19 protein-coding genes and 1 pseudogene are annotated in these 21,540 nt (G+C 67.5%); 3 read left to right on the top strand and 17 right to left on the bottom strand.

What is annotated here, in order from left to right; all coding sequences use genetic code 11:
* Positions 1-58: 58 nt before the first annotated feature.
* From atpA to atpB, 5 genes are all read right to left on the bottom strand, one after another.
* Positions 59-1,699 (bottom strand): F0F1 ATP synthase subunit alpha, encoded by a 1,641-nt coding sequence (gene atpA / locus ACYQ5L_RS06800; RefSeq protein WP_459956337.1) that lies wholly within the window; start codon positions 1,697-1,699, stop codon positions 59-61.
* 68 nt (positions 1,700-1,767) lie between these two features.
* Positions 1,768-2,580: a F0F1 ATP synthase subunit delta gene (locus ACYQ5L_RS06795; RefSeq protein WP_459956335.1), complete on the bottom strand. Its 813-nt coding sequence runs from the start codon at positions 2,578-2,580 to the stop codon at positions 1,768-1,770.
* Between the two features lie 19 nt (positions 2,581-2,599).
* Positions 2,600-3,157 carry a F0F1 ATP synthase subunit B gene (locus ACYQ5L_RS06790; RefSeq protein ID WP_459956333.1) on the bottom strand — a complete coding sequence of 186 codons (558 nt, stop codon included), beginning with the start codon at positions 3,155-3,157 and terminating at the stop codon, positions 2,600-2,602.
* Between the two features lie 17 nt (positions 3,158-3,174).
* The gene (locus tag ACYQ5L_RS06785; RefSeq protein ID WP_459956331.1) at positions 3,175-3,417 is read right to left on the bottom strand and encodes an ATP synthase F0 subunit C; all 243 of its coding nucleotides are present in this window, start codon (positions 3,415-3,417) and stop codon (positions 3,175-3,177) included.
* 75 nt (positions 3,418-3,492) lie between these two features.
* Positions 3,493-4,317 carry a F0F1 ATP synthase subunit A gene (gene atpB, locus ACYQ5L_RS06780; protein WP_459963343.1) on the bottom strand — a complete coding sequence of 275 codons (825 nt, stop codon included), beginning with the start codon at positions 4,315-4,317 and terminating at the stop codon, positions 3,493-3,495.
* Between atpB and ACYQ5L_RS06775 the strand changes: the two genes are divergently transcribed.
* A complete protein-coding gene (locus ACYQ5L_RS06775; protein ID WP_379200285.1) occupies positions 4,271-4,456 on the top strand; it encodes a hypothetical protein in 186 nt (61 codons plus the stop codon). The genes atpB and ACYQ5L_RS06775 overlap by 47 nt on opposite strands.
* Before the next feature lie 171 nt (positions 4,457-4,627).
* Here ACYQ5L_RS06775 and ACYQ5L_RS06770 read toward each other — a convergent pair whose 3' ends face one another.
* The 3 genes from ACYQ5L_RS06770 to ACYQ5L_RS06760 are packed head-to-tail and all read right to left on the bottom strand — an operon-like array spanning position 4,628 to position 6,938.
* On the bottom strand, positions 4,628-5,065 hold the full coding sequence (locus ACYQ5L_RS06770) for a Cg1360 family ATP-synthase-associated protein (RefSeq protein ID WP_379200283.1): 438 nt from the start codon (positions 5,063-5,065) through the stop codon (positions 4,628-4,630).
* A gap of 2 nt (positions 5,066-5,067) precedes the next feature.
* On the bottom strand, positions 5,068-6,261 hold the full coding sequence (locus ACYQ5L_RS06765) for a glycosyltransferase family 4 protein (RefSeq protein WP_379200281.1): 1,194 nt from the start codon (positions 6,259-6,261) through the stop codon (positions 5,068-5,070).
* A gap of 11 nt (positions 6,262-6,272) precedes the next feature.
* Positions 6,273-6,938, bottom strand: coding sequence for an L-threonylcarbamoyladenylate synthase (locus ACYQ5L_RS06760; protein WP_459956328.1), 666 nt, complete (start codon positions 6,936-6,938; stop codon positions 6,273-6,275).
* An 810-nt stretch (positions 6,939-7,748) separates the two neighbouring features.
* Here ACYQ5L_RS06760 and ACYQ5L_RS06755 point away from each other — a divergent pair.
* Both ACYQ5L_RS06755 and ACYQ5L_RS06750 read left to right on the top strand, forming a co-directional pair.
* Entirely contained in the window at positions 7,749-8,489 is a 741-nt protein-coding gene (locus ACYQ5L_RS06755; protein ID WP_459956326.1) for an SDR family oxidoreductase, read from the top strand.
* A 39-nt stretch (positions 8,490-8,528) separates the two neighbouring features.
* Positions 8,529-9,512, top strand: a pseudogene (locus ACYQ5L_RS06750) (sigma-70 family RNA polymerase sigma factor); the annotation flags it as partial.
* On the opposite strand, the gene prmC reads toward ACYQ5L_RS06750, so the two are convergent.
* The 9 genes from prmC to argS all read right to left on the bottom strand — a co-directional run bounded on the left by prmC (position 9,509) and on the right by argS (position 21,515).
* Positions 9,509-10,387 (bottom strand): peptide chain release factor N(5)-glutamine methyltransferase, encoded by an 879-nt coding sequence (gene prmC / locus ACYQ5L_RS06745; RefSeq protein WP_459956324.1) that lies wholly within the window; start codon positions 10,385-10,387, stop codon positions 9,509-9,511. The pseudogene ACYQ5L_RS06750 and the gene prmC overlap by 4 nt on opposite strands.
* Positions 10,388-10,489: 102 nt before the next feature.
* The gene (gene prfA, locus ACYQ5L_RS06740) at positions 10,490-11,572 is read right to left on the bottom strand and encodes a peptide chain release factor 1 (protein ID WP_459956322.1); all 1,083 of its coding nucleotides are present in this window, start codon (positions 11,570-11,572) and stop codon (positions 10,490-10,492) included.
* 99 nt (positions 11,573-11,671) lie between these two features.
* Positions 11,672-11,893 (bottom strand): 50S ribosomal protein L31, encoded by a 222-nt coding sequence (gene rpmE, locus ACYQ5L_RS06735; RefSeq protein ID WP_379200269.1) that lies wholly within the window; start codon positions 11,891-11,893, stop codon positions 11,672-11,674.
* Positions 11,894-12,660: 767 nt separating this feature from the next.
* The gene (gene rho / locus ACYQ5L_RS06730) at positions 12,661-14,568 is read right to left on the bottom strand and encodes a transcription termination factor Rho (RefSeq protein ID WP_459963342.1); all 1,908 of its coding nucleotides are present in this window, start codon (positions 14,566-14,568) and stop codon (positions 12,661-12,663) included.
* 473 nt (positions 14,569-15,041) lie between these two features.
* Positions 15,042-15,995: a homoserine kinase gene (gene thrB, locus ACYQ5L_RS06725; protein ID WP_459956320.1), complete on the bottom strand. Its 954-nt coding sequence runs from the start codon at positions 15,993-15,995 to the stop codon at positions 15,042-15,044.
* Positions 15,996-16,024: 29 nt separating this feature from the next.
* Positions 16,025-17,110: a threonine synthase gene (gene thrC / locus ACYQ5L_RS06720; RefSeq protein ID WP_459956318.1), complete on the bottom strand. Its 1,086-nt coding sequence runs from the start codon at positions 17,108-17,110 to the stop codon at positions 16,025-16,027.
* Positions 17,107-18,438, bottom strand: coding sequence for a homoserine dehydrogenase (locus ACYQ5L_RS06715; RefSeq protein ID WP_459956316.1), 1,332 nt, complete (start codon positions 18,436-18,438; stop codon positions 17,107-17,109). Before ACYQ5L_RS06715 ends, thrC begins: the two co-directional genes overlap by 4 nt.
* Positions 18,435-19,856, bottom strand: a complete 1,422-nt coding sequence (gene lysA, locus ACYQ5L_RS06710) for a diaminopimelate decarboxylase (protein WP_459956313.1) — start codon at positions 19,854-19,856, stop codon at positions 18,435-18,437. Before lysA ends, ACYQ5L_RS06715 begins: the two co-directional genes overlap by 4 nt.
* Positions 19,857-21,515 (bottom strand): arginine--tRNA ligase, encoded by a 1,659-nt coding sequence (gene argS / locus ACYQ5L_RS06705; protein WP_459956312.1) that lies wholly within the window; start codon positions 21,513-21,515, stop codon positions 19,857-19,859.
* Positions 21,516-21,540 lie beyond the last annotated feature (25 nt).

Below are 21,540 nucleotides of genomic sequence, written 5' to 3'. Positions count from 1 at the left end.
TAGCGGTTCACACTCCCTTCATTCCTCGAGTCAGTCAGTCGCATTCGCTTCGCCCGTCTTACTTCTCGACGTGCTTGCGGGTGACCGACAGCGACTCGACCTCTTCGTGGTCGAGCGGACCGGCCTCGGCCTCGTTCACGACGCGGCTGCCGTCGGAAGCCAGGAAGCCCTGCTTGAACTTGTCGGTCGCGGCCTTGAGCGCCTCGGCGGCCTCACCCTCGAGCGCCTTCGCGCCGCCCTCCAGGGCGTCGAACGCGGACTGGGTGGTGGCGTGCAGGTTCTCCAGCAGCTCGGCATTGAAGCGACGCACGTCGCCGACCGGCACCGAGTCGTAGTAGCCGGCGTCGACCAGGTACAGCGAAACAACCTGATCCTCAACGGAAACCGGCGAGTACTGGTCCTGCTTGAGCAGCTCGACCCAGCGCGCGCCGCGCTCCAGCTGCGCCAGCGAGGCGGCATCCAGATCGGAGGCGAAGGCGGAGAACGCCTCGAGCTCGCGGTAGGAGGCCAGCTCCAGACGCAGCGAACCGGAGACCTTCTTCATGGCCTTGGTCTGGGCGGCGCCACCGACACGGGAGACGGAGATACCGACGTTGATAGCCGGGCGGACACCCTTGTTGAAGAGGTCCGACTCCAGGAACACCTGGCCGTCGGTGATGGAGATGACGTTGGTCGGAATGAACGCCGACACGTCGTTGGCCTTGGTCTCGATGATCGGCAGCGCGGTCATGGAACCGGCGCCCATCTCGTCGGACAGCTTGGCGCAACGCTCCAGCAGACGCGAGTGCAGGTAGAAGACGTCACCCGGGTACGCCTCGCGGCCCGGCGGGCGGCGCAGCAGCAGCGAGATGGCGCGGTAGGCCTCGGCCTGCTTGGACAGGTCGTCGAACACGATCAGGACGTGCTTGCCCTGGTACATCCAGTGCTGGCCGATGGCCGAACCGGTGTAGGGGGCCAGCCACTTGAAGCCGGCGGAGTCGGAGGCCGGGGCCGCGACGATGGTGGTGTACTCCATGGCGCCGTGCGCCTCGAGGGCGGCCTTGACGCCCGCGATGGTGGAGCCCTTCTGGCCGATCGCGACGTAGATGCAGCGCACCTGCTTCGACGGATCGCCGGTGGCCCAGTTGGCCTTCTGGTTGATGATGGCGTCGACGCAGACCGCGGTCTTGCCGGTCTTGCGGTCGCCGATGACCAGCTGACGCTGGCCGCGGCCGATGGCGGTCAGGGCGTCGATGGCGGTGATGCCGGTGGCCATGGGCTCACCGACCGGCTGACGCTGCAGCACGGTGGCGGCCTGCAGCTCGAGCACGCGACGCTCGTCGGACTCGATCTCGCCGAGGCCGTCGATCGGGGCGCCCAGCGGGTCCACCACGCGGCCGAGGAAGTTGTCGCCCACCGGGACCGAGAGCACGTCGCCGGTACGGCGGACCTGCTGGCCCTCCTCGATGGTGTCGAACTCACCCAGGACGACGGCACCGATCTCGGTGTCCTCCAGGTTCAGCGCGACGCCGAGGACGCCGCCGGGGAACTCCAGCAGCTCGTTGGCCATCGCGCCGGGGAGGCCGCTGATGTGGGCGATACCGTCGCCGGTGTCGGTGACGACGCCCACTTCCTCGATGGAGGTTTCCGGGGTGTAGCTCTGGGTGTAGCTCTCGATCGCGCTACGGATCTCATCGGGGGAGATCGTCAGCTCCGCCATGTTCTTCCTGCTCTCGCTGTGGTCTCGAATGTCGGTGTGTTGGTGGCCGCCGGCGGCCGTGGTGTCGCTCAGGCCAGGGTCTGGCGCAGGCGCTGCAGCCGGCCGGTGGCGCTGCCGTCGATCAGGTCGTCGCCCACGCGCACGACGACGCCGGCCAGCAGGCTCGGGTCCTCCTGCACGTGCACCGTGATCGGCTTGTCGTAGATGCGCTGCAGCGAAGCCGCCAGGTGCTCCCGCTGCTGCGGCGTCAGGGCCACCGCGGCGCGCACGTGCGCCACGATCTGCTCCCGGAGCGACGCCGCCAGGTCGGACAGCTTGTCGATGGCCTCGCCGATGCTGTTGGTGTGCGCACGCGCCACCGCCTGCTCGGCGAGCTGGAGGGTGATGTCCTCGACCTTGCCGGTGAGCAGCCGCGTCAGCAGCTCACGGCGCGCCGCCACGGGCTTGCCGTGATCGGAGAGCGCCTGCTCCAGCTCCGGGTTGTCCTCGACAATGCGCCCCAGCCGGAACAGCTCGTCCTCGACGGCGCCGAGGCGGCCGCGGTCGTCCGCGGCGCGCAGCAGCGCCTCGCGGCCGAGCAGTTCCAGGGTGTCGACCAGATTGCGGGCGCGAGACCAGTCCTGGGCCACCGCGGTGGTCAGCACGGCCTGCGTGGCCGCGCTGATCTTGCCCCCGAAGACGCGTTCGGCGAGCTCGGCGCGGGCCGAACTCGACACCGACTTATCCGCGAGCGCCACACGCAGCGAACGCTGGTCGTCGAGCACGGCGACAACGGCGAACAGTTCGGAGCCGGTCGTTTCCGCGACGGTGTCGCTACCGGTCAGAGCGGCCCGAAGAGCTTCCCGCGCACGGGAACTCGCCTCACGGCTCGCTGCGTACATGCTTCCCACTTTCGCGTCGTTACCTTCCGACCCCGATGCGGTCGTTCGAATCGAGTTCCGCGAGGAACTTGTCGATCGACGCCGCCTGCTTGGCCTCGTCGGCCACCGACTGGCCGATGATCTTCTCGGCCAGGTCGACCGCGGTGCGGCCGAGCTCGGACCGCAGCTCGGTCACGATCTGCTGGCGCTGAGCCTCCAGCTGCGCGTGACCGGAAGCCACGATGCGGTCGGCCTCGGCCTGCGCATCGGAGCGCATCTGAGCGAGGATCGCCTGGCCCTGGTTGCGGGCCTCCTCGCGGATACGGGCAGCCTCGAGACGAGCCTCGGCGAGCTGCTCCTGGTACTGCTGCAGGGTCGCCTGCGCCTCGGCCTGCACGGCCTCGGCCTTGGCGATGCCGCCTTCGATCTTCTCCGAGCGCTCCTCGAGCACCTTGGTGAGGCGCGGGATCACGTACTTGTAGAACGCGATGCCGATCACCAGGAGGCAGACCGCCGACCAGAAAATGTCGTACGGCTCCGGGATGAGGGGGTTTTGTTCTTCGGCCCCCTCAGCCGCGAGCAAATAGATGCTGCTCATGGTTTCAGTATCCGAAATCAGAAGATGAAGCCGGCAACGAGGCCGATCAGCGCGAGGGCCTCGGTGAACGCGATACCCAGGAACATGGTGGTGCGGATCTGGCCCTGCAGCTCGGGCTGACGGGCGATGCCCTCGATGGCCTTACCGACGACGATGCCGACGCCGATGCCCGGGCCGATGGCGGCCAGGCCGTAACCGATGGCGCCGTAGCCCTTCGAGGTGGTCTCAACGGCTTCCTGGGCCAGGTACGAGAGGCTCATGTGATTTCCATTCCCTTTCTGTCGCCCACCCGCCGACGGCGTGTGAAGCAGGTTTGTGGTGTTGGTACCGGTCGGTCAGTGAGAGTCGGCGTGCTGCGCCAGACCGATGTAGACGGCGGTCAGCAGCGCGAACACGTAGGCCTGCAGGAAGACCACCAGCATTTCGAAGAGGGTGAAGCCCAGGCCCGCGAGCAGCGAGAACGGGGAGAACACCTTCATCCAGGCGGCGGCATCGAACAGGAAGAACTGGGTGGCACTGAAGAACAGCACCAGCATGATGTGGCCGGCCAGCATGTTCGCCATGAGACGAACGGTGAGCGTGAACGGGCGCAGCAGGAAGGTCGAGATGAACTCGATCGGGATGAGCAGCACGTGCAGAGCGGGGGGCACATTCGGCACCACGATGGACGAGCGCATGTATTTCAGGAAGCCGTACTTCTTGATACCCACGTAGTTGAAGGTCACGTAGGCCACCAGCGCGAGAACCAGCGGGAAGCCGATTCGCGCGTTCGAGGAGATGTTCAGGCCCGGAATGATGCCGGAGATGTTGAGGAACAACACCGAGAAGAAGACGGTGGCAATCAGCGGGAAGAACTTCTTACCCGTTTCCTTGCCGAGCACCTCATCACTGATCTGTTCCTTGACGAACACCAGACCGGTTTCGGCGACATTCTGCAGACCCCGGGGGACCAGTTTCGGACTCCGGAATGCAAGGAGCATGACAGCCAGCAGCACGGCCGACATCAGGATGCGAATGAGCATCAGACGGTCGAGCTCGAACGGCGTCCCCTCGAACAGCACAGCTGGAGGGAAGAAGTCGTTAAGCGACGGCGCGTGGAACTCGCCCGCCAAAATGGTGACGCTCAGCGTTCTCTCCCGTGTTCGGGCCGCAGAAGATATTTTTCTCCTGCGGTTCGATCGGACATTGACGATCTGGTGGGTCGACTCAGGTCGGCTCGAAGTTCGTCAGCAGCTGTTCGGGCGTGGCCCGGGCGTCTGTACGCGCGTCGGCGACATCGTCGACGGTGCAGAACCGTGACCCACTCGGGTCCGGTACGGCTGTAAGCATAACCTGCTCTCAGGCGGGTCTCAGGTGACCCCCCCTGTTGTTTCGGTTGCTTACAAGTAAAGAGTTTACCAAGCCATCTACGACACTGTGTAGGGGGTGATGGAAACAGCAGGTGAACTTGGCCGGATATGCCGAGTGCGACTACAGGTCGCGGTCCACCTGAACGGTCGGAACCTTTTGGCGCAGAAGGCCGTACGTCTCGGCGCCGAGCACGATGAGCAGGGCCCCGACCACCGTGAAGAACAGGGCCGGGCGGCTGTAGAAGTCGACCCGCTGCAGGGCGGCGATGACGACCACCGCGACCAGCAGCTTTCCGACCCAGCTACCGAGCAGGACAATGCCCTGCAAACCGGACTCGAGCTTGGCGCTGAAGAGCACCGAGGCGGCCGTGGTCAGAATGAAGCCGCCGCCGATGGCCGCGCCCAGCAGGGCGCCCCACAGACCGGGCAGGCCGGCGAAGATCGTCGACGCGATCGCCGAAACCACAACCAGCACAGCCAAACCGGCGATGCCGTAGCGCAGGGCCGCGCGCAGCGGGGCGTCGGGACCGGGATCAGAAGGCGTGCTCACGGCAGGCAACTCTACCCGGCTTCGACACTCGGGCCGCGCGGCGGTTTGCGCCCGGCACGGTCGTGCAGTTCCCGCCAGGACGGCACCGCGGTGACGATGAGCGCGAATACCAGGCCGGCGGCGAACAGCAGGACGACCAGGCGGCGATCCATGAGCGACGTACCGACCGCCCCGAATGCCAGCACGCTCACCCACAAGTAGATGAGCAGGACCACGCGGCGATGCGAATGCCCGATCTGCAACAACCGGTGATGCAGATGCATTTTGTCCGGAGTGGAGAAACTCACACCGGCGCGGACCCGGCGGACGATGGCGAGAACAAGATCGAGAACCGGAATGAACATCACCGCGCCCACCAGCAACAGCGGCGAGAGCAGACCCACGATGTCGCGCGGACCGTAACCCTGCAGCGGAATTCTTCCGGAGGCGCCCGTGGACACCGCGGCCAGCATCAATCCAATGAGCATGGAACCGGTATCACCCATGAAAATTCGAGCGGGCTGAAAATTGTGCGGGAGAAATCCCAGACAGCCGCCGGCGAGTGCGGCGGCCAGCAGCGCGGGCGGATAGGTATCGGTGGAACCGCCCACTTCGTAGAGCAGGCCCACGGTGAACACGAACACCGCGACCGAGGCGATGAACCCCAATCCGGCGGCCAAACCGTCCAGGCCGTCGACGAAATTCATGGCATTGATGAGCGTGACGGTAATGCCGACGGTCACCAGGCCGCCCTGCAGCGGATCCAGCACCACCGTCTCGTTCGTGAACGGGTTGTAGATGGCGACCCAGCTCAGACCCATCACCGCCATCACGCCCGCCGCGGTCACCTGACCGACGAATTTCGTCAGCGCGTCCAGCCCCCACCGGTCGTCGATGATGCCGACCAGCACGATGAGCGTGCCCGCCGCCAGCACCGCCGGAATATCCTTCGGATACTCGAAACCGCGGCGCAGTGCCGGCAATTGATGCGCGAACAGCACGGCCGCGATCACGCCCAGATAGATGCCCATACCGCCCATGCGCGGCACCGGCTTCACGTGCACGTCCCGCTCGCGCGGCACCGCCACCGCCCCGAAGGCAATGGCCCCCACCCGGACGCCGCCCGTGCACAGGAAGGTGACGACGGCGGCGACCAGCAGCGTGAGCACCAGCTCCCGTAGCGGGACCACCGCGCCCTGGCTGAATACGCCCTGACTCAGCAACATCTACGCGGCCGTCACCGCGCGCCCGCTGCTCGCAGCTCCTCCGGCGACATGCCGAGGACCTCCGCGATCTTCTCCACCGGAATCGCACCCTCCCGCAGAATCCGCGGGGTGTCGGCCGTCAGATCCACAATGGTCGACGCGACCGCGTGCTCGGCGGGCCCGCCGTCGAGGTACACCCCGACCAGCTCGCCCAGCTGCGCCTTGGCTTCGTCCACCGTGGTGGCGGGCGGCTGCCCCGACACGTTCGCGCTCGACACCGCGAGCGGACCGACCTCGCGCAGCAGCTCCAGCGCCACCGGATGCAGCGGCATCCGCAGCATCACCGTGCCGCGCGCGTCCCCGAGATCCCACGCCAGCGAGGGCGCCTGCTGCACAACGAGACTCAGCCCGCCCGGCCAGAACGCCCGGATCAGCTCCCGCGCCTGCGGGCGCACCGAGAACACCAGCCCGTCGATGGTGTTCCACGATCCCACCAGCACCGGCACCGGCATATCCCGCCCCCGGCGCTTGGCTGCCAGCAGCGCACTCACAGCCTGGCTGTCGAACGCATCGGCGGCGAGGCCGTAGAGCGTGTCGGTCGGAATGACAGCAAGCCGTCCCGACTTCAGAGCGCTCCGCGCCGCGGTCAGACCGGCGGCACGCGAATCGGGATCGGCACAGTCGTAGACGGTACTCACGCGCAACATCTTGGCATGAACGAACTCTCCGTGGCTCTCAGGGGCAAGCCCCTGAAACCCCGAAACCACAGCGGGGGCAAGCCCCCGAACCCCCAAGACTCTCGAAGGCAAGCCCCTGAAACCCCGGCAAGTTTCTCCGGAACAAGCCCTTGAACCCCCGGCCCCTCCGACGCGAGCACTCGACCCCCGGCAATGCTCTCGGAGCCAACAGCCGACACCCGGCAGAGTTCTCGGGTCGAACGGACCACATCCGGCACAGACACGCGGCCAACGGACCACACCCGCCACAGCACACGCGGCCAACGGACCACACCCGCCACAGCACACGCGGCCAACGGACCACACCCGCCACAGCACACGCGGCCAACGGACCACACCCGCCACAGCACACGCGGCCAACGGACCACACCCGCCACAGCACACGCGGCCAACGGACCACACCCGCCACAGCACACGCGGCCAACGGACCACACCCGCCACAGCACACGCGGCCAACGGCCCACACTTGGCACAGCACACGCGGCCAACGGCCCACACTTGGCACAGCACACGCGGCCAACGGCCCACACTTGGCACAGCACACGCGGCCAACGGCCCACACTTGGCACAGCACTCGAGGCGAACGGCCCACACTTGGCACAGTGCTCGGGGTGAACGGCGCACACTTGGCGCTCGAGGCGGACAGCGAAATACGGCAGGTTCTCGGGCGAGTGGGCAGAAGCCTGGAAAGTTCGTTTGAGGTGCGACGGATTTCGGGGGTGGGGGTGGTCTGTATTTCGTACGGATCGCACACACCCTTGGGAGAGTTCGATGTCTTATTCATTCGAGACCGCTGTCGTTACAGGCGCTAGCCGCGGGTTCGGGCGGGCCGTTGCCGAGGGGCTCCTGGCGGCGGATACCGATGTGGTCGGTATCGCGCGGGGGGAGGCGGAATTGCTGGCGGTGCGGGAGGAGCTCGGCGAGCGGTTCACCCCCGTTGTCGCGGATGCGGCCGATGGGGGCGTGGCCGCCGAGGTCCTGCGGACGTATCAGCCCGATCTGCTGGTGCTCAATGCCGGAGCGACGCCGCGGATGGCGCCGGTGCAGGAGCAGGACTGGGAGTCGTTCAGTCGCAATTGGAATGCCGATACTCGGCATGTGTTCGAGTGGAGCAAAGCGGCGTTGCGGGCCCCGCTGGCGTCCGGGAGCGTGGTGTTGTCGATATCGAGCGGGGCGGCGATCGGCGGGTCGCCGCTCAGTGGCGGGTATGCCAGTGCCAAGGCGGCGATTCGATTCCTGCGCGGGTATGCGGCCGGGGAATCGGAGCGGGCGGGGTTGGGGATCCGATTTCTCACGCTGCTCCCGTGGCTGACGCCGGCCACCGGGATGGGATCGGCCGCCATTGCCGCCTATGCCGCCTACCAGGGCGTCACCCCGGAAACCTTCGAGCAGGGGCTGCAGCCTTTCCTCACCCCGGAGCAGGTGGCCAAGGCCGTGCTGGAGTTGGTCACCGATCCCGGTACGGCGGTGGAGTCACGGCTCACCGGGGCCGGACTCCAGCCGATCGGCTGACCACTCCCCTATTCTCGATCGCATCCCAAGGAGCAGCCAGTCATGCCCTCGACCGCCGAATTCACCACCCGGACAGAGCCTTTCCGGCCGGAACTGCTCGCCCACTGCTACCGCATCCTGGGCTCCATCCACGATGCCGAGGACCTGGTCCAGGAGACCTATGTCCGGGCCTGGGGTGCGTTCGATCGGTTCGAGGGCCGCTCCTCGGTCCGAACCTGGCTCTACAAGATCGCCACCAATGTCTGCCTGACCGCTTTGGAAACCCGCGCCCGCCGCCCGCTTCCCTCGGGTCTGGGCGGGCCGCAGGACGATCACCGCATCGCGCTGGCCGACCGTGATCCGGCGATCCCCTGGCTGCAGCCCGCCCCGGACCATTTGTTCACCTCGACCGACCCGGCCGCCATCGTTGCCGGGAAGTCCGGAGTGCGACTGGCTTTCATCGCCGCGCTCCAATTCCTGCCCGCCCGTCAGCGCGCCGTTCTGACCCTGCGTGACGTCCTGTCGTTCCGGACGGCCGAGGTCGCCGACATGCTGGGCATGACGGCGGCCGCCGTGGACAGCGCCCTGCGCCGGGCCCGCACGCGGCTGGCCGATGCCGGGCCGGTGGCCGAGGATCTGTCCGAACCCGACGAGCAGGCCCAGCGACTGCTCATCGACAACTACGTCGATGCCTTCACCCGAGCGGACGCCCACGCTCTCACGGTCTTGCTGCGGGCCGATGTCGAACTCGAAATGCCGCCCATCCCAACCTGGTTCACCGGCCGTGATGCGGTGATCGGGTTCTTCTCGGCCCGGGTCATGCGCGCCTACGAATGGCGGATGACCCCCACCGCCGCCAATTCGCAACCCGCCGTGATCATTTATCGGCGCGTCGGCGACAACGGCTTCGAGCCCTACGGCATTCAGGTGTTCGACCTGATCGGACGCAAGATCGCGCGGATCATCTCGTTCAATGATCCCGCCTTGGTGCCGGTCTTCGACCCGCGGAACGCCGGAGCGAAAGCGGCTCCGCGCGACCGCTAATCCGCGGTACGCCGCGCGGCGACGAACCGCGGTTTGCCCGCCAGATCCGGATGTTCGACCACTTCGGCGAATCCGCCGTGCGCGGCGAACAGCGCCGCGACGCCGGAGCCGTTGGTGTCGTCGTGCTCGACCGCGGTCGCACCGCCCGCGCGCAGGAGCCGGGCGATGGTGCCCACCATGGGGCGGATGACGTCGAGGCCGTCCGGCCCGCCGAACAAGGCGCGATGCGGATCGTGTTCGGTCACTTCGGGATCCAGCTGCGCGCCCTCGGGAATGTAGGGCGGATTGGAGACCACCACGTCGACTCGGCCGTTGAGATGCTCGAGGATGGCCGGGTCGGTGACATCACCGGCGTGCAGATCGATCGGAGTATCGCCCTCTTCGGCGAGTTGCAGCGCGTTGCGTTTGGCCCAGGACAGCGCCTCCGGATCCAGTTCGACCGCGTGCACCTGGGCGTCGGGCCGGGCGTGGGCGATGGCCAAGGCCAGCGCGCCCGAGCCGGTGCAGAGATCGACCACGATCGGCTGGTGTTCGTGGCCGATCGCCTCGAACTGGGCCAGGGCCCAGGCGAAGATCAGCTCCGTTTCCGGACGCGGGATGAAAACCCCGGGGCCGACGGCCAAGTCGATCTCGCCCATGGCCGCCGTGCCCGTAAGGTGTTGCAGCGGAACGCGTTCCGCCCGCCTGGCGACGAGCTTGCGGTATTCCTCCAGCTGGTCCGGCGTCACCAGCGGCACCAGCGCCAACCGCATGCGGTCGATGCCGAGCACATGTGCCGCAAGGTGTTCCGCGTCGGCTCCCGGACTGTGCACGCCCGCGGCCCGCAGTAACTCGATGGCCTCGCGAATCGCCGGGCGCAACGGTGCGCGGCTCATGGTTGTCCGACCTCTCTGCGGGTCCGTGCCGACCGAATACTCATCTTCATCGAAGCTTGCCACGAATGCCCTGGCGGCTCGCGGGGTACGAGCTACCCGGGCTCACTCCGCGGCGAGGCGGGCGGCGCGGTCGGCCTCCCCGAGTGCGGTGAACAGATCGTCGAGATTGCCGGCGAGCACCGAGTCCAGATTGTGCGCCTTGAAGCCGATGCGGTGATCGGCGATGCGGTTCTCCGGGAAGTTGTAGGTGCGAATGCGCTCGGAGCGGTCCACGGTGCGGATCTGCGAGGCGCGGCCGGCGGCGGCCTCCTGTTCGGCGGCCTCCTCGGCGGCGGCTTGCAGGCGGGCGGCGAGCACCTGCATGGCGCGGGCCTTGTTCTGCAGCTGGGAGCGCTCGTTCTGGCAGGTCACCACGATGCCGGTGGGCAGGTGGGTGATGCGGACCGCGGAGTCGGTGGTGTTGACGCCCTGACCGCCCTTTCCGGAGGAGCGGTAGACGTCGATGCGCAGATCCTTCTCGTCGATCTGCACCTCCTCGACATCGTCGGGCTCCGGGTAGACGAGCACGCCCGCGGCCGAGGTGTGGATGCGGCCCTGGGATTCGGTGACCGGCACGCGCTGCACGCGGTGCACGCCGCCCTCCCACTTGAGCTTGGACCACACGCCGTCGCGGCTGGGTTCCTTGCTGCGGATGGAGAAGGTGGCGTCCTTGTAGCCGTCCAGGTCGGAGTAGGTGATGCCGAGCACCTCGACCTTCCAGCCGTGGCGTTCGGCATAGCGGATGTACATGCGGGCCAGGTCGGCGGCGAACAGCGCCGATTCCTCGCCGCCCTCACCGGATTTCACCTCGAGCACGACATCGTCGCCGTCGTGCGGGTCGCGCGGGGCGAGCAGATCGGTGAGCGCCTTGTCGAGCTCTTCGACCTGCGCCTCCAGTCCGGGCACCTCGGCCGCGAACGAGGCGTCGTCGGCCGCGAGCTCCTTGGCGGCGGCCAGATCCTCGCGCGCGGACTTGAGCTTGTTGTAGGTGGACATCACGGGTCCGAGTTCGGCGAACCGCTTGCCCACGCGCCGGGCCGCGCCCGGGTCGTTGTGCAGCGCCGGATCGGCCAGCTGGGTTTCCAGACCGGCGTATTCGGCGAGGATGTCGTCGATCGCGGACGGGGCCGCAGTGTTGTCGGCCATCGCGAGTGCTCCTTTGTTCAGGCTTGGATCAAGATAACTTCCCTGGAAACGCACAGACGCCCGGCCTGCGGAAACGCAGGACGGGCGTCGGCGGGGTAGCTACTTGGCAGCCTTGGTGCGCTTGCCGTAGCGGGCCTCGAAGCGAGCCACGCGGCCACCGGTGTCCAGAATCTTCTGCTTGCCCGTGTAGAACGGGTGGCACTGGGAGCAGACCTCGACCGTGATCTGGCCGGACTCCTTGGTGCTCTTGGTCTGGAAGGTGTTGCCGCAGCCGCACACGACCGTGGTGTCCACGTACGTGGGGTGAATTCCTGCCTTCATGGGTGTCCTTTCACAGGCCCCGGGTCGCCAATCGAACGATGACGTGAACCGGAACCGACTTTAGGCATGGTTGCCGACGGACCAGTATAAACGCTGCCCGGCACCCCTTATTCCCCGGGCCTCACCCTGAGCCCCGACCCTGACCGGGGGTAGTTCTCACGGTGGATGCGCGGGATACCCGCCGCCCGGAAACATGGGATTAGTCGGGTTTGTCCCTAACCCCTCCCCCAAGAAACTACGGGCACGCATATTTCCCGGGCTCGAGCCAGGCTGGAAGTCGAGTAGCCCGCTACTCAGGAATGCGAACAGCAGTGTTCATAGAGTAGCGACCAGGTGAGAGCCCGGATATCTACCGGAAGGACAGCTGTGACCAGGAAGGATGCGACGATCGGGACGCGAGTCCCCGACGCGCACGCCGAAGCCGGAGGGGCGAGTAGGCGGCGTGCGGAGATCGTCGCGGGGGTGGTCCTGGCAATGCTGAGCCTGACGGTGGCACTGGGCTGGTGCCTCGCTCCCGGGGAGTCCGGTAATGCGGTGGGACCCCTTGTCCCGAACCCTGTCCCACCGCCCGGGGACGGCACACTCACCTACACAGCGGTCACGGCGCCCGGGGTTGGGCCGGGCGTCGTGACCGCGACCATCCTGGGATCCATGGTCTACGGCGCGGCGCTGATCGGACTGTTCTTCTACAGCCCGAAACCGGTGGCAATACGACTTCGGCCCCGCCGAAGCGGGGCCGAAGTCTTCGATCTATATGAGCCTCGAACTCATTCGTCGAGCGCACCCGGTGCGGTCTTGGAGACCGTCATCAGGAACTCGACATTGCTCTTGGTCTTCTTGAGCCGATCCACGAGCAGGTCGATCGCCTGATGTGAGTCCAGACCGGACAGCACGCGCCGCAGCTTGTGCAGCACCGCCGCCTCGTCCGGCGACATCAGTAGATCGTCGCGGCGGGTGCCGGACGGGTTGACGTCCACCGCCGGGAACACGCGGCGCTCGGCGATCTTGCGATCGAGCTTGAGCTCGGCATTGCCCGTGCCCTTGAACTCCTCGAAGATGACCGTGTCACCGGTGGAGCCGGTCTCCACCATCGCGGTCGCGATGATGGTGAGCGAGCCGCCGTTCTCGATATTGCGGGCCGCGCCGAGGAACCGCTTGGGCGGGTACAGCGCGGTGGAATCCACACCACCGGAAAGGATTCGGCCCGAGGCCGGGGACGAGTTGTTGTACGCGCGACCCAGTCGGGTGATCGAGTCGAGCAGCACGACGACGTCCTGGCCCATCTCCACCAGGCGCTTGGCCCGCTCGATGGCGAGCTCGGCGACCGAGGTGTGATCGCTCGGCGGCCGGTCGAACGTGGAGGCGATGACCTCGCCGCGCACGGAGCGCTGCATATCGGTCACTTCTTCCGGACGCTCGTCGACCAGCACGACCATGAGGTAGCACTCGGGGTTGTTGGTCGCGATCGCATTGGCGATGTCCTGCATGATCGTGGTCTTGCCCGCCTTGGGCGGGGACACGATCAGGGCGCGCTGACCCTTGCCGATCGGCATGATCAGGTCGATGATGCGCGTGGTCAGCTTGTTGGGCTGGGTCTCCAGCCGCAGGCGCTGGTTCGGGTACAGCGGGGTGAGCTTGCTGAATTCCGGTCGGCGCTTGGCACTTTCGACATCCGAGCCGTTGACCGTGTCCAGCCGCACCAGCGGATCGAACTTCTGGCGCTGGTTGGACTGATCGCCCTCGCGCGGCGCGCGGACCGCGCCGGTGATGGCGTCACCGCGGCGCAGGCCGTTCTTGCGCACCAGGTTCATCGACACGTACACGTCGTTCGGGCCGGCCAGGTAGCCGGAGGTGCGCACGAACGCGTAGTTGTCGAGCACGTCGAGAATGCCGGCCACCGGCTGCAGGACGTCGTCCTCGCGGATCTCCAGCTCGCGGGCCTCGCCACCGGCAGCGCCGCCGTCGCGGTCCCGGCCGCGGCGACGCTCGCGGAAGCGACGGCCCCGGCGGCCGCGGCCGCCTTCCTCGTCGTCGTCATTGCGGTCGTCGCGACGCGCGGTGCCGTTCTGGTTCTGCTGGTTGCCGCCCTGCTGGCGGCCGCCCTGCTGATTGCGCTCGCCCTGCTGGCGGTCGTTGCGGTCGCGACGGCGTTCGCCGCCCTCCTGCTCCGCCTTCTCACCGGCGGACTCGGCCGCGTTCTCGGCGTTGGCAGTCGCGGCGGCGGCCCGCTGCTCGCGGCCCCGGCGCTGCCGTCCGCGGCCACGCTGGCCACCCTCGCGGCTGTCCTCGCCGCCCTCGGCGCGCGCATTGTCGCCGGCGTCCTCGCGCTTGGATTCGCGCGTCTCGGCGGTGTTTTCGCGGTTTTCGAAGGTCGGCTGCGCGGTCTTCGCCACGGCCTCGGTCTTCGCGGGGGCCTCGCTCTTGGCCGGCTTCTCGGCCGGCACGTCGGCCTTGGCCGACGCGGACTCCCCACCGGCCGGCGCGGCCTCGGCCTTGGCGGCCTTACCGCCCTTGGCCTCGTTCTGGTTCCGCGCGGGCTTGGCGCCCGCCGCGGTCGCCTTGGCGCCGCCGGACTGGTTCTCCTTGATGGCGGCGATGAGATCACCCTTACGCATCCCGGAAGTGCCTCGGATACCGAGCTCTCCCGCAAGCGCACGCAACTGCGGCAACAACATTCCAGTCAGCCCCGATCGTGCGACGTCAGTTTGTTCGCTCATCTTCGAAATCTGTCCGGAGTCACTTTCGCGGCTTGGGGAAGGCGAATTACTTTCCACCCCAGGTGTCGCGAGCAGGTCCGTATCTGTCACGGAAATCCTTTCCTTCCCTCGACTGCCGTGTGCCTGTTCGAGGGTTCCTCCTGCAATCGGGTCTCCTGCCCGATTCGGATGCCGTATCGCCTGTCTCGCCGGTCGGCGGCTTGGCCACCGAGTGGGCTTCACCACCAAGTGCTAGTGCTCATCGAACGACAGGGTGGGAGAGATCATTCCAGTTGACTGGCTACCCCCAAGTTTCGAGCCTCAAGCCTCGAGCCTGAGCAAGGAGCCTCTGGAGCGATTTGCCCTGATGAAGCACCGGCGTCTGACGCGCACGATGTACGGACTCGCTCAGGATAGCTCTCGACCTGTACATCGGCAAGGCAGGCGCGCTGTCAATCCACCAATACGCCGTCGGCAATGCCGGGTTCTATGACGCGAAGTCCGTCCGCGACGGCGAGTTCACGCAGTTCTTCGGGAAATTCGCTGGTCCCGAGGGCCAGCACGGTAGGACCGGCGCCCGACACGGTGGCGGCGATGCCGGCGGCGCGCAGGCGCTCGATCCATTTCGTGGTGAGCGGCAGCGCCGAGGCGCGGTAGCCCTGGTGTAGCCGGTCCGCGGTGGCGGGGAGCAGCAGGTCAGGGCGCTGCGTCAAGGCGACTACCGCCAGCGCCGAGCGGCTGGCATTGAAGGCCGCGTCGGTGTGCGGAACCATCTCCGGGAGCAGGCCGCGGGTGTGCGCGGTGGAGGAACGCTCCTCGGGGACGAGCACCACGGGGCGCAGCGACGCATGCGGGTCCAGGCGCACCGCGTGATAGGCGCGCAGATGGTGATCCGACGCGCCGTTCGCATCGGCGGGGCGGTCGGTTTCCGTCCAGGACACCACGATTCCGCCCAGAATGCTGGCCGAGGCATTGTCGGGATGCCCCTCGAACTCCGAGGCCAGCTGCACCATCACCTCATCGCCGTAGGCCAGTTCCGGATCGAATTTCCCGGCCAGGCCGCGGCCGGCGGCCAGACCGCCGACCACCGCCGAGGCCGACGATCCCAGTCCCCGCGAATGCGGAATGACGTTGCGGCACACCACGTCCAGGCCGTCCGCCCAGACGCCCGCGGCCTGCAGGCCGCGCTCGATGGCGCGCACCACCAGATGCGAAGGGCCCCAGGGCACATCGTCGGCGCCCTCGCCCTCCACCTTGATGGTGAGCCCGGAGTCCGTGGTGGACACCACGATCTCGTCGTACAGCCCCAAAGCGATTCCGAGGGAATCGAATCCCGGACCCAGATTGGCGCTGGAGGCCGGGACCCGCACCGTGACGGTGAGACCGGCGGGCAGGGTCCGGGTCATCAGCTGCTGACTGTCGCGCGAATTCAAGGTCAGGCCAGCTCGAGTTCGCGGGCCACGGCCACCGGGTCGACGGCAATGGGCTTGACCTCGGGCATGCCCAGCAGCGCGGTGTCCGGGTCCTTCAGACCGTTGCCGGTCACGGTGCACACCACGGTCAGGCCGCGATCCAGCCAGCCCTCGGAGTGCGCGGCCAGCAGACCGGCGACCGAAGCCGCCGACGCGGGCTCCACGAATACGCCTTCCTTCGACGCGACCAGGCGATACGCCGCGAGGATCTCCTCGTCGGTGGCCGCCCGGAAGGCGCCGCCCGACTCTTCCTTGGCGTTCATCGCACCGTTCCAGGACGCGGGCGCGCCGATCCGGATGGCGGTGGCAATGGTCTCGGGATCCTTGACCGGGGCGCCGTTGACCAGCGGCGCGGCGCCGGCGGCCTGCACGCCCAGCATGCGCGGACGCGAGGTGGTGATGCCGTCGGCGTGGTACTCGCTGTAGCCCTTCCAGTACGCGGTGATGTTCCCCGCATTGCCGACGGGCAGGCAGTGCACGTCCGGGGCCTTGCCGAGCGCGTCCACGATTTCGAAGGCCGCGGTCTTCTGGCCCTCGATGCGGGCCGGGTTGACCGAGTTCACCAGGCCGACCTCGGGGAAGTCGGCGGTGACCTTGCGGGCCAGCTCGAGACAGTCGTCGAAGTTGCCCTCGACCTGGATGATCTCCGCGCCCAGCATGACCGCCTGGGCCAGCTTGCCCATGGCGATCTTGCCCTGCGGAATGAGCACCGCGCAGCGCAGCCCGGCGCGGGTGGCGTAGGCGGCGGCCGAGGCCGAGGTATTGCCGGTGGAGGCGCAGAGCACGGCCTTCTTGCCGGAATACTTGGCGTCGGTCATGGCCATGGTCATGCCGCGGTCCTTGAACGAACCGGTGGGGTTCGCGCCCTCGACCTTGAGGTAGACCTCGCAGCCGGTGAGCTCGGACAGGTGGTGCGCGGGCACCAGCGGGGTGCCGCCCTCGAACAGCGTGACCGGTTCCCAGTCGGCCGGGACCGGGAGGCGATCCCGGTACGCGGTGATCAGACCGGGCCACGGGGTATGCACGGCCACCCGTGCAGTGGTGCTCATTCCTCGGTGCCTTCCAATCTCAGAACACTGGTCACGGACGTGACGGAGTCCAGCTCGGCCAACGCGGCCACGGTATCGGCCAGGGCCGATTCCTGCGCGTGGTGGGTCACCACGACCAGGCGCGCGCCTTCGTCGGCGCCTTCCTGGCGGACCGTCGAGATGCTGACACCGTGCTTGGCGAATTCGCCGGCCACCGCTTCCAGCACACCGGTGCGGTCGGCGACCTGCATGTTCACGTGGTAGCGGGTCGGGGTGTCGCCGATCGACGCGATCGGCAGCTCAGCATAAACCGATTCGCCCGGGGCGCGACCACCGTAGAACTTGTTGCGCGCCGCCATGACCAGATCGCCCATGATGGCCGACGCGGTCGGCGCGCCGCCGGCGCCCTGGCCGTAGAACATCAGGCGGCCGGCGTTCTCGGCCTCCACGACCACGGCATTGAACGCGCCGGACACCGCCGCGAGGGGGTGCTTGCGCGGGATGAGCGCCGGGTAGACGCGCACCGAGATGGACTCCTTGCCGCCCTCGTCGGTAACGCGCTCGGCCATGGCCAGCAGCTTCACGGTGCAGCCCACGGCGGCGGCGGTCTCCAGATCCTCGGCGGTGATCTTGGAGATACCCTCGCGATAGACATCGCCGGAGGTGACGCGGGTGTGGAAGGCGACCGAGGCCAGGATGGCGGCCTTGGCGGCGGCGTCGAAGCCCTCGACATCGGCGGTCGGATCGGCCTCGGCGTAGCCCAGGCGGGTGGCCTCGGCCAGCACGTCGCCGTAGTCGGCGCCGGTCTCGGCCATGGCGGAGAGGATGAAGTTGGTGGTGCCGTTGACAATGCCGACCACGCGGTTGACCCGGTCGCCGGACAGCGACTGGATGAGCGGGCGCAGCACCGGGATGGCACCGGCCACGGCGGCCTCGAAGTACAGGTCGGCGCGGTTGGATTCGGCCGCGGCGGCCAGTTCGCCGGTGTGATCGGCCAGCAGCGCCTTGTTCGCGCTGACCACGGACTTGCCCGCGGAGAGCGCGGACTTGATCAGGGCGCGGGCCGGGTCGATGCCGCCCATGACCTCCACGACGATATCGACGTCGTCGCGGGCGATGAGGGCTTCGGCATCGGTGGTGAGCAGTTCGGCCGGCAGGCCGCGGTCCTTGTTCAGGTCGCGGACGGCGACGCCGCGCAGCACGACGGGCGCGCCGACGCGATTGCACAGGTCCTCGGCGTGCTCGCGAATGATGCGGACCACCTCGGTGCCGACCGTGCCCATGCCGAGGACGGCGATACCGATCGGATGATCCGATCCCCACACACCGTTCTTGACTACCTCGGTCATGCATTCACCTCCAAGCTGAGTAGGTCCTCCACCGTTTCGCGGCGAAGAATCAAGCGCGCCTTGCCGTCTCGTACCGCGACCACGGCGGGCCGGGTGAGCATGTTGTAGCGGCTCGACATCGAGTAGCAGTACGCGCCGGTCGCGGCCACCGCCACCAGGTCGCCCGGGCCGACATCGGCCGGGAGCCAGGTATCGCGGATGACGATATCCCCACTCTCGCAATGCTTTCCGACGACCCGAGCCACGACCGGATTGGCGTCGCTGGTCCGGGACACCAGGCGGCAGTCGTACTCCGCCTGGTAGAGGGCGGGACGAATGTTGTCGCTCATCCCGCCGTCGATGCTCACGTACCGGCGGCGGTTGCCGCCGTCGAGCACCACGTCCTTGATAGTGCCGACCTCGTAGAGCGTTACGGTGCCCGGTCCGGCGATGGCGCGGCCGGGCTCGACGGCAATGGTCGGCATGGGCAGGCCCGCGCGCTCGGCCTCCTCGGCCACAATGCGGCGCAGATTGGCGGCGAAATCGCCGAGGGCCGGCGGATCGTCGTGCGGCAGGTACGAAATACCCAGGCCGCCACCGAGATCCAGCACATTGATCTGGGCTGCGCGCTCCATGCCGAACTTGTCGGCGGCCTCGCGCAGCAGGCTCAGCATGCGGCGGGTGGAGATCTCGAAGCCGTCGATCTCGAAGATCTGCGAGCCGATGTGCGAGTGCAGGCCGACCAGGCGCAGGTTGTCGGATTCGAAGACGCGGGCGATGGCCTGCATGGCATCGCCGCTGGCAATCGAGAAGCCGAACTTCTGATCCTCGTGCGCGGTCGAAATGTATTCGTGGGTATGGGCTTCCACACCGACGGTGACGCGGACCAGGACGTCCTGGATCTTGCCGGCTCGCTTGGCGACGGCCTCCAGGCGCTCGATCTCGATGAGCGAGTCGAGCACGATGTCGCCGACGCCGGCCGCGACCGCGGTCTCCAGCTCGGGCACCGATTTGTTGTTGCCGTGCAGGGCGATTCGCTCGGCCGGGAAACCGGCGTTGAGCGCCACCGCCAGCTCGCCGCCGGAGCAGACGTCCAGGTGCAGGCCCTCGTCGCGGATCCAGCGGGCGATCTCGCCGCACAGGAAGGCCTTGGAGGCGTAGTGGACTCGCGCGCCCGCACCGAAGGCGGTGACCATATCGCGGCAGCGGGAACGGAAGTCGTCCTCGTCCACCACGAACAGCGGGGTGCCGAATTCGGCGGCCAGCTCGTGCACCGGCACACCGGCCAGGCGCACCACGCCGTCGGCGTCGCGGGAGGCATTGCGCGGCCACACATTGGCGGGCAGCTCGATCATCTGCTTCGGATCGCTCGGGCGCTCCGGCAGATTCGGGGCGTGCGGGATGTCCGCGTGGCGGGGTCCGGCGGGGTGGGCACTCATTTACATACGCTCCGGAGCAGAAACGCCTAGCAGGCCGAGGCCGTTGGCGAGAACCTGACGGGTGGCTTTGACCAGCTCGAGGCGAGCGGCATTGAGGGCGCTGACGGGCTCGTCGCCCAGCGGGAGCACCCGCATGTCCTTATCGGACTGGAAGGGGTGATAGACGCCGGCCAGTTCCTCGAGGTAGCGGACGATCCGGTGCGGCTCCCGCATTTCGGCGGCGGTGGCCACCACGCGCGGGTATTCGCCCAGGGTACGGATCAGCTCGCCTTCCCGATCGGAGCTGGAGAGGCTGAAATCCGGTGTGACCGAATCGAATCCGAAAGACTCGGCGTTCTTGAGAATGGCAGTGGTGCGCGCGTGCGCGTACTGCACGTAGTAGAGCGGATTCTCGGTGTCCTGCTTGGTCCACAGGCCCAGATCGATATCGATGCTGGTGTTGACCGAGCTGCGCACCAGCGAGTACCGCGAGGCGTCCACGCCAATGGCCTCGACCAGGTCGTCGAGGGTGACCACGGTACCCGCGCGCTTGGACATCCGCACCGCCGCACCGTCTTTCACCAGGTTCACCATCTGGCCGATGAGCACCTCGACGGTGTCCGGGTTGTCGCCGGTCGCGGCGGCCGCGGCCTTCAGGCGGCCGATGTAGCCGTGGTGATCCGCGCCGAGCATGTAGATGCACAGGTCGAATCCGCGCGCCCGCTTGTTCTCGAAGTAGGCGATGTCACCGGCGACGTAGGCGGACTTGCCGTCGCTCTTGATGACGACCCGGTCCTTGTCATCGCCGTACTCGGTGCTGGCGATCCACCAGGCGCCGTCCTTCTCGTAGAGGTTGCCGGTCGCCTTGAGCTCCTCGACGGCCTTGTCGACCGAGCCGGATTCGAACAGCGAGCTCTCGTTGAAGTACACGTCGAAGTCGACGCCGAACTCGTGCAGGGTCTGCTTGATCTGCGCGAACATCAGCTCGACGCCCTCGCGCCGGAACAGCTCGTGCCGTTCGTCCGCGGGCAGGCTCACCGCATCCGGGTGCGCCCGCACGATGGTGTCGGCGATCTCGTTGATGTACGCGCCCGCGTAGCCGTCCTCGGGGGTCGGCTGTCCGGTGGCGGCGGCGACCAGCGAGTTCGCGAAACGGTCGATCTGCGCGCCGTGGTCGTTGAAGTAGTACTCGCGGGTGACGTCCGCGCCCTGCGCGCTCAGGATCCGGCCGAGCGCGTCACCGACCGCGGCCCAGCGGGTGCCGCCCAGGTGAATGGGTCCAGTGGGGTTGGCGGACACGAATTCCAGATTGATCTTCGTGCCGTTCAGGGCCGCGCCGGTGCCGTAGTCCGCACCCGCGGCGAGGATCTTCTCGATGATGGCGCCCTGGGCGGCCTTGGCCAGCCGGATGTTCAGGAAGCCGGGACCGGCGACCTCGGCGACCTCGATGTCCTCGGTCGCCGACAGCGCCTCGGCCAGCAGGTTCGCGAAATCGCGCGGGTTCATTCCCGCCTTCTTCCCTACCTGCATCGCCAAATTCGTGGCATAGTCGCCATGCTCGGGGTTGCGGGGACGCTCCACCTTGACCTCGTCGGGCAGGACCGCAGGGTCGGATCCGCGTTCGACAAGTACCTTCGCCGCGGTCGCGCGAAGGAGATCTGCAAGGTCAGCTGGAGTCACGAGTCACTATCCTATGGTCTGAGCA

The sequence above is a fragment of the Nocardia sp. IFM 10818 genome (assembly GCF_054655275.1).
The sequence above is the reverse complement of the archived record's forward strand: the minus strand, read 5'-3'. Positions and strand labels throughout refer to the sequence as shown.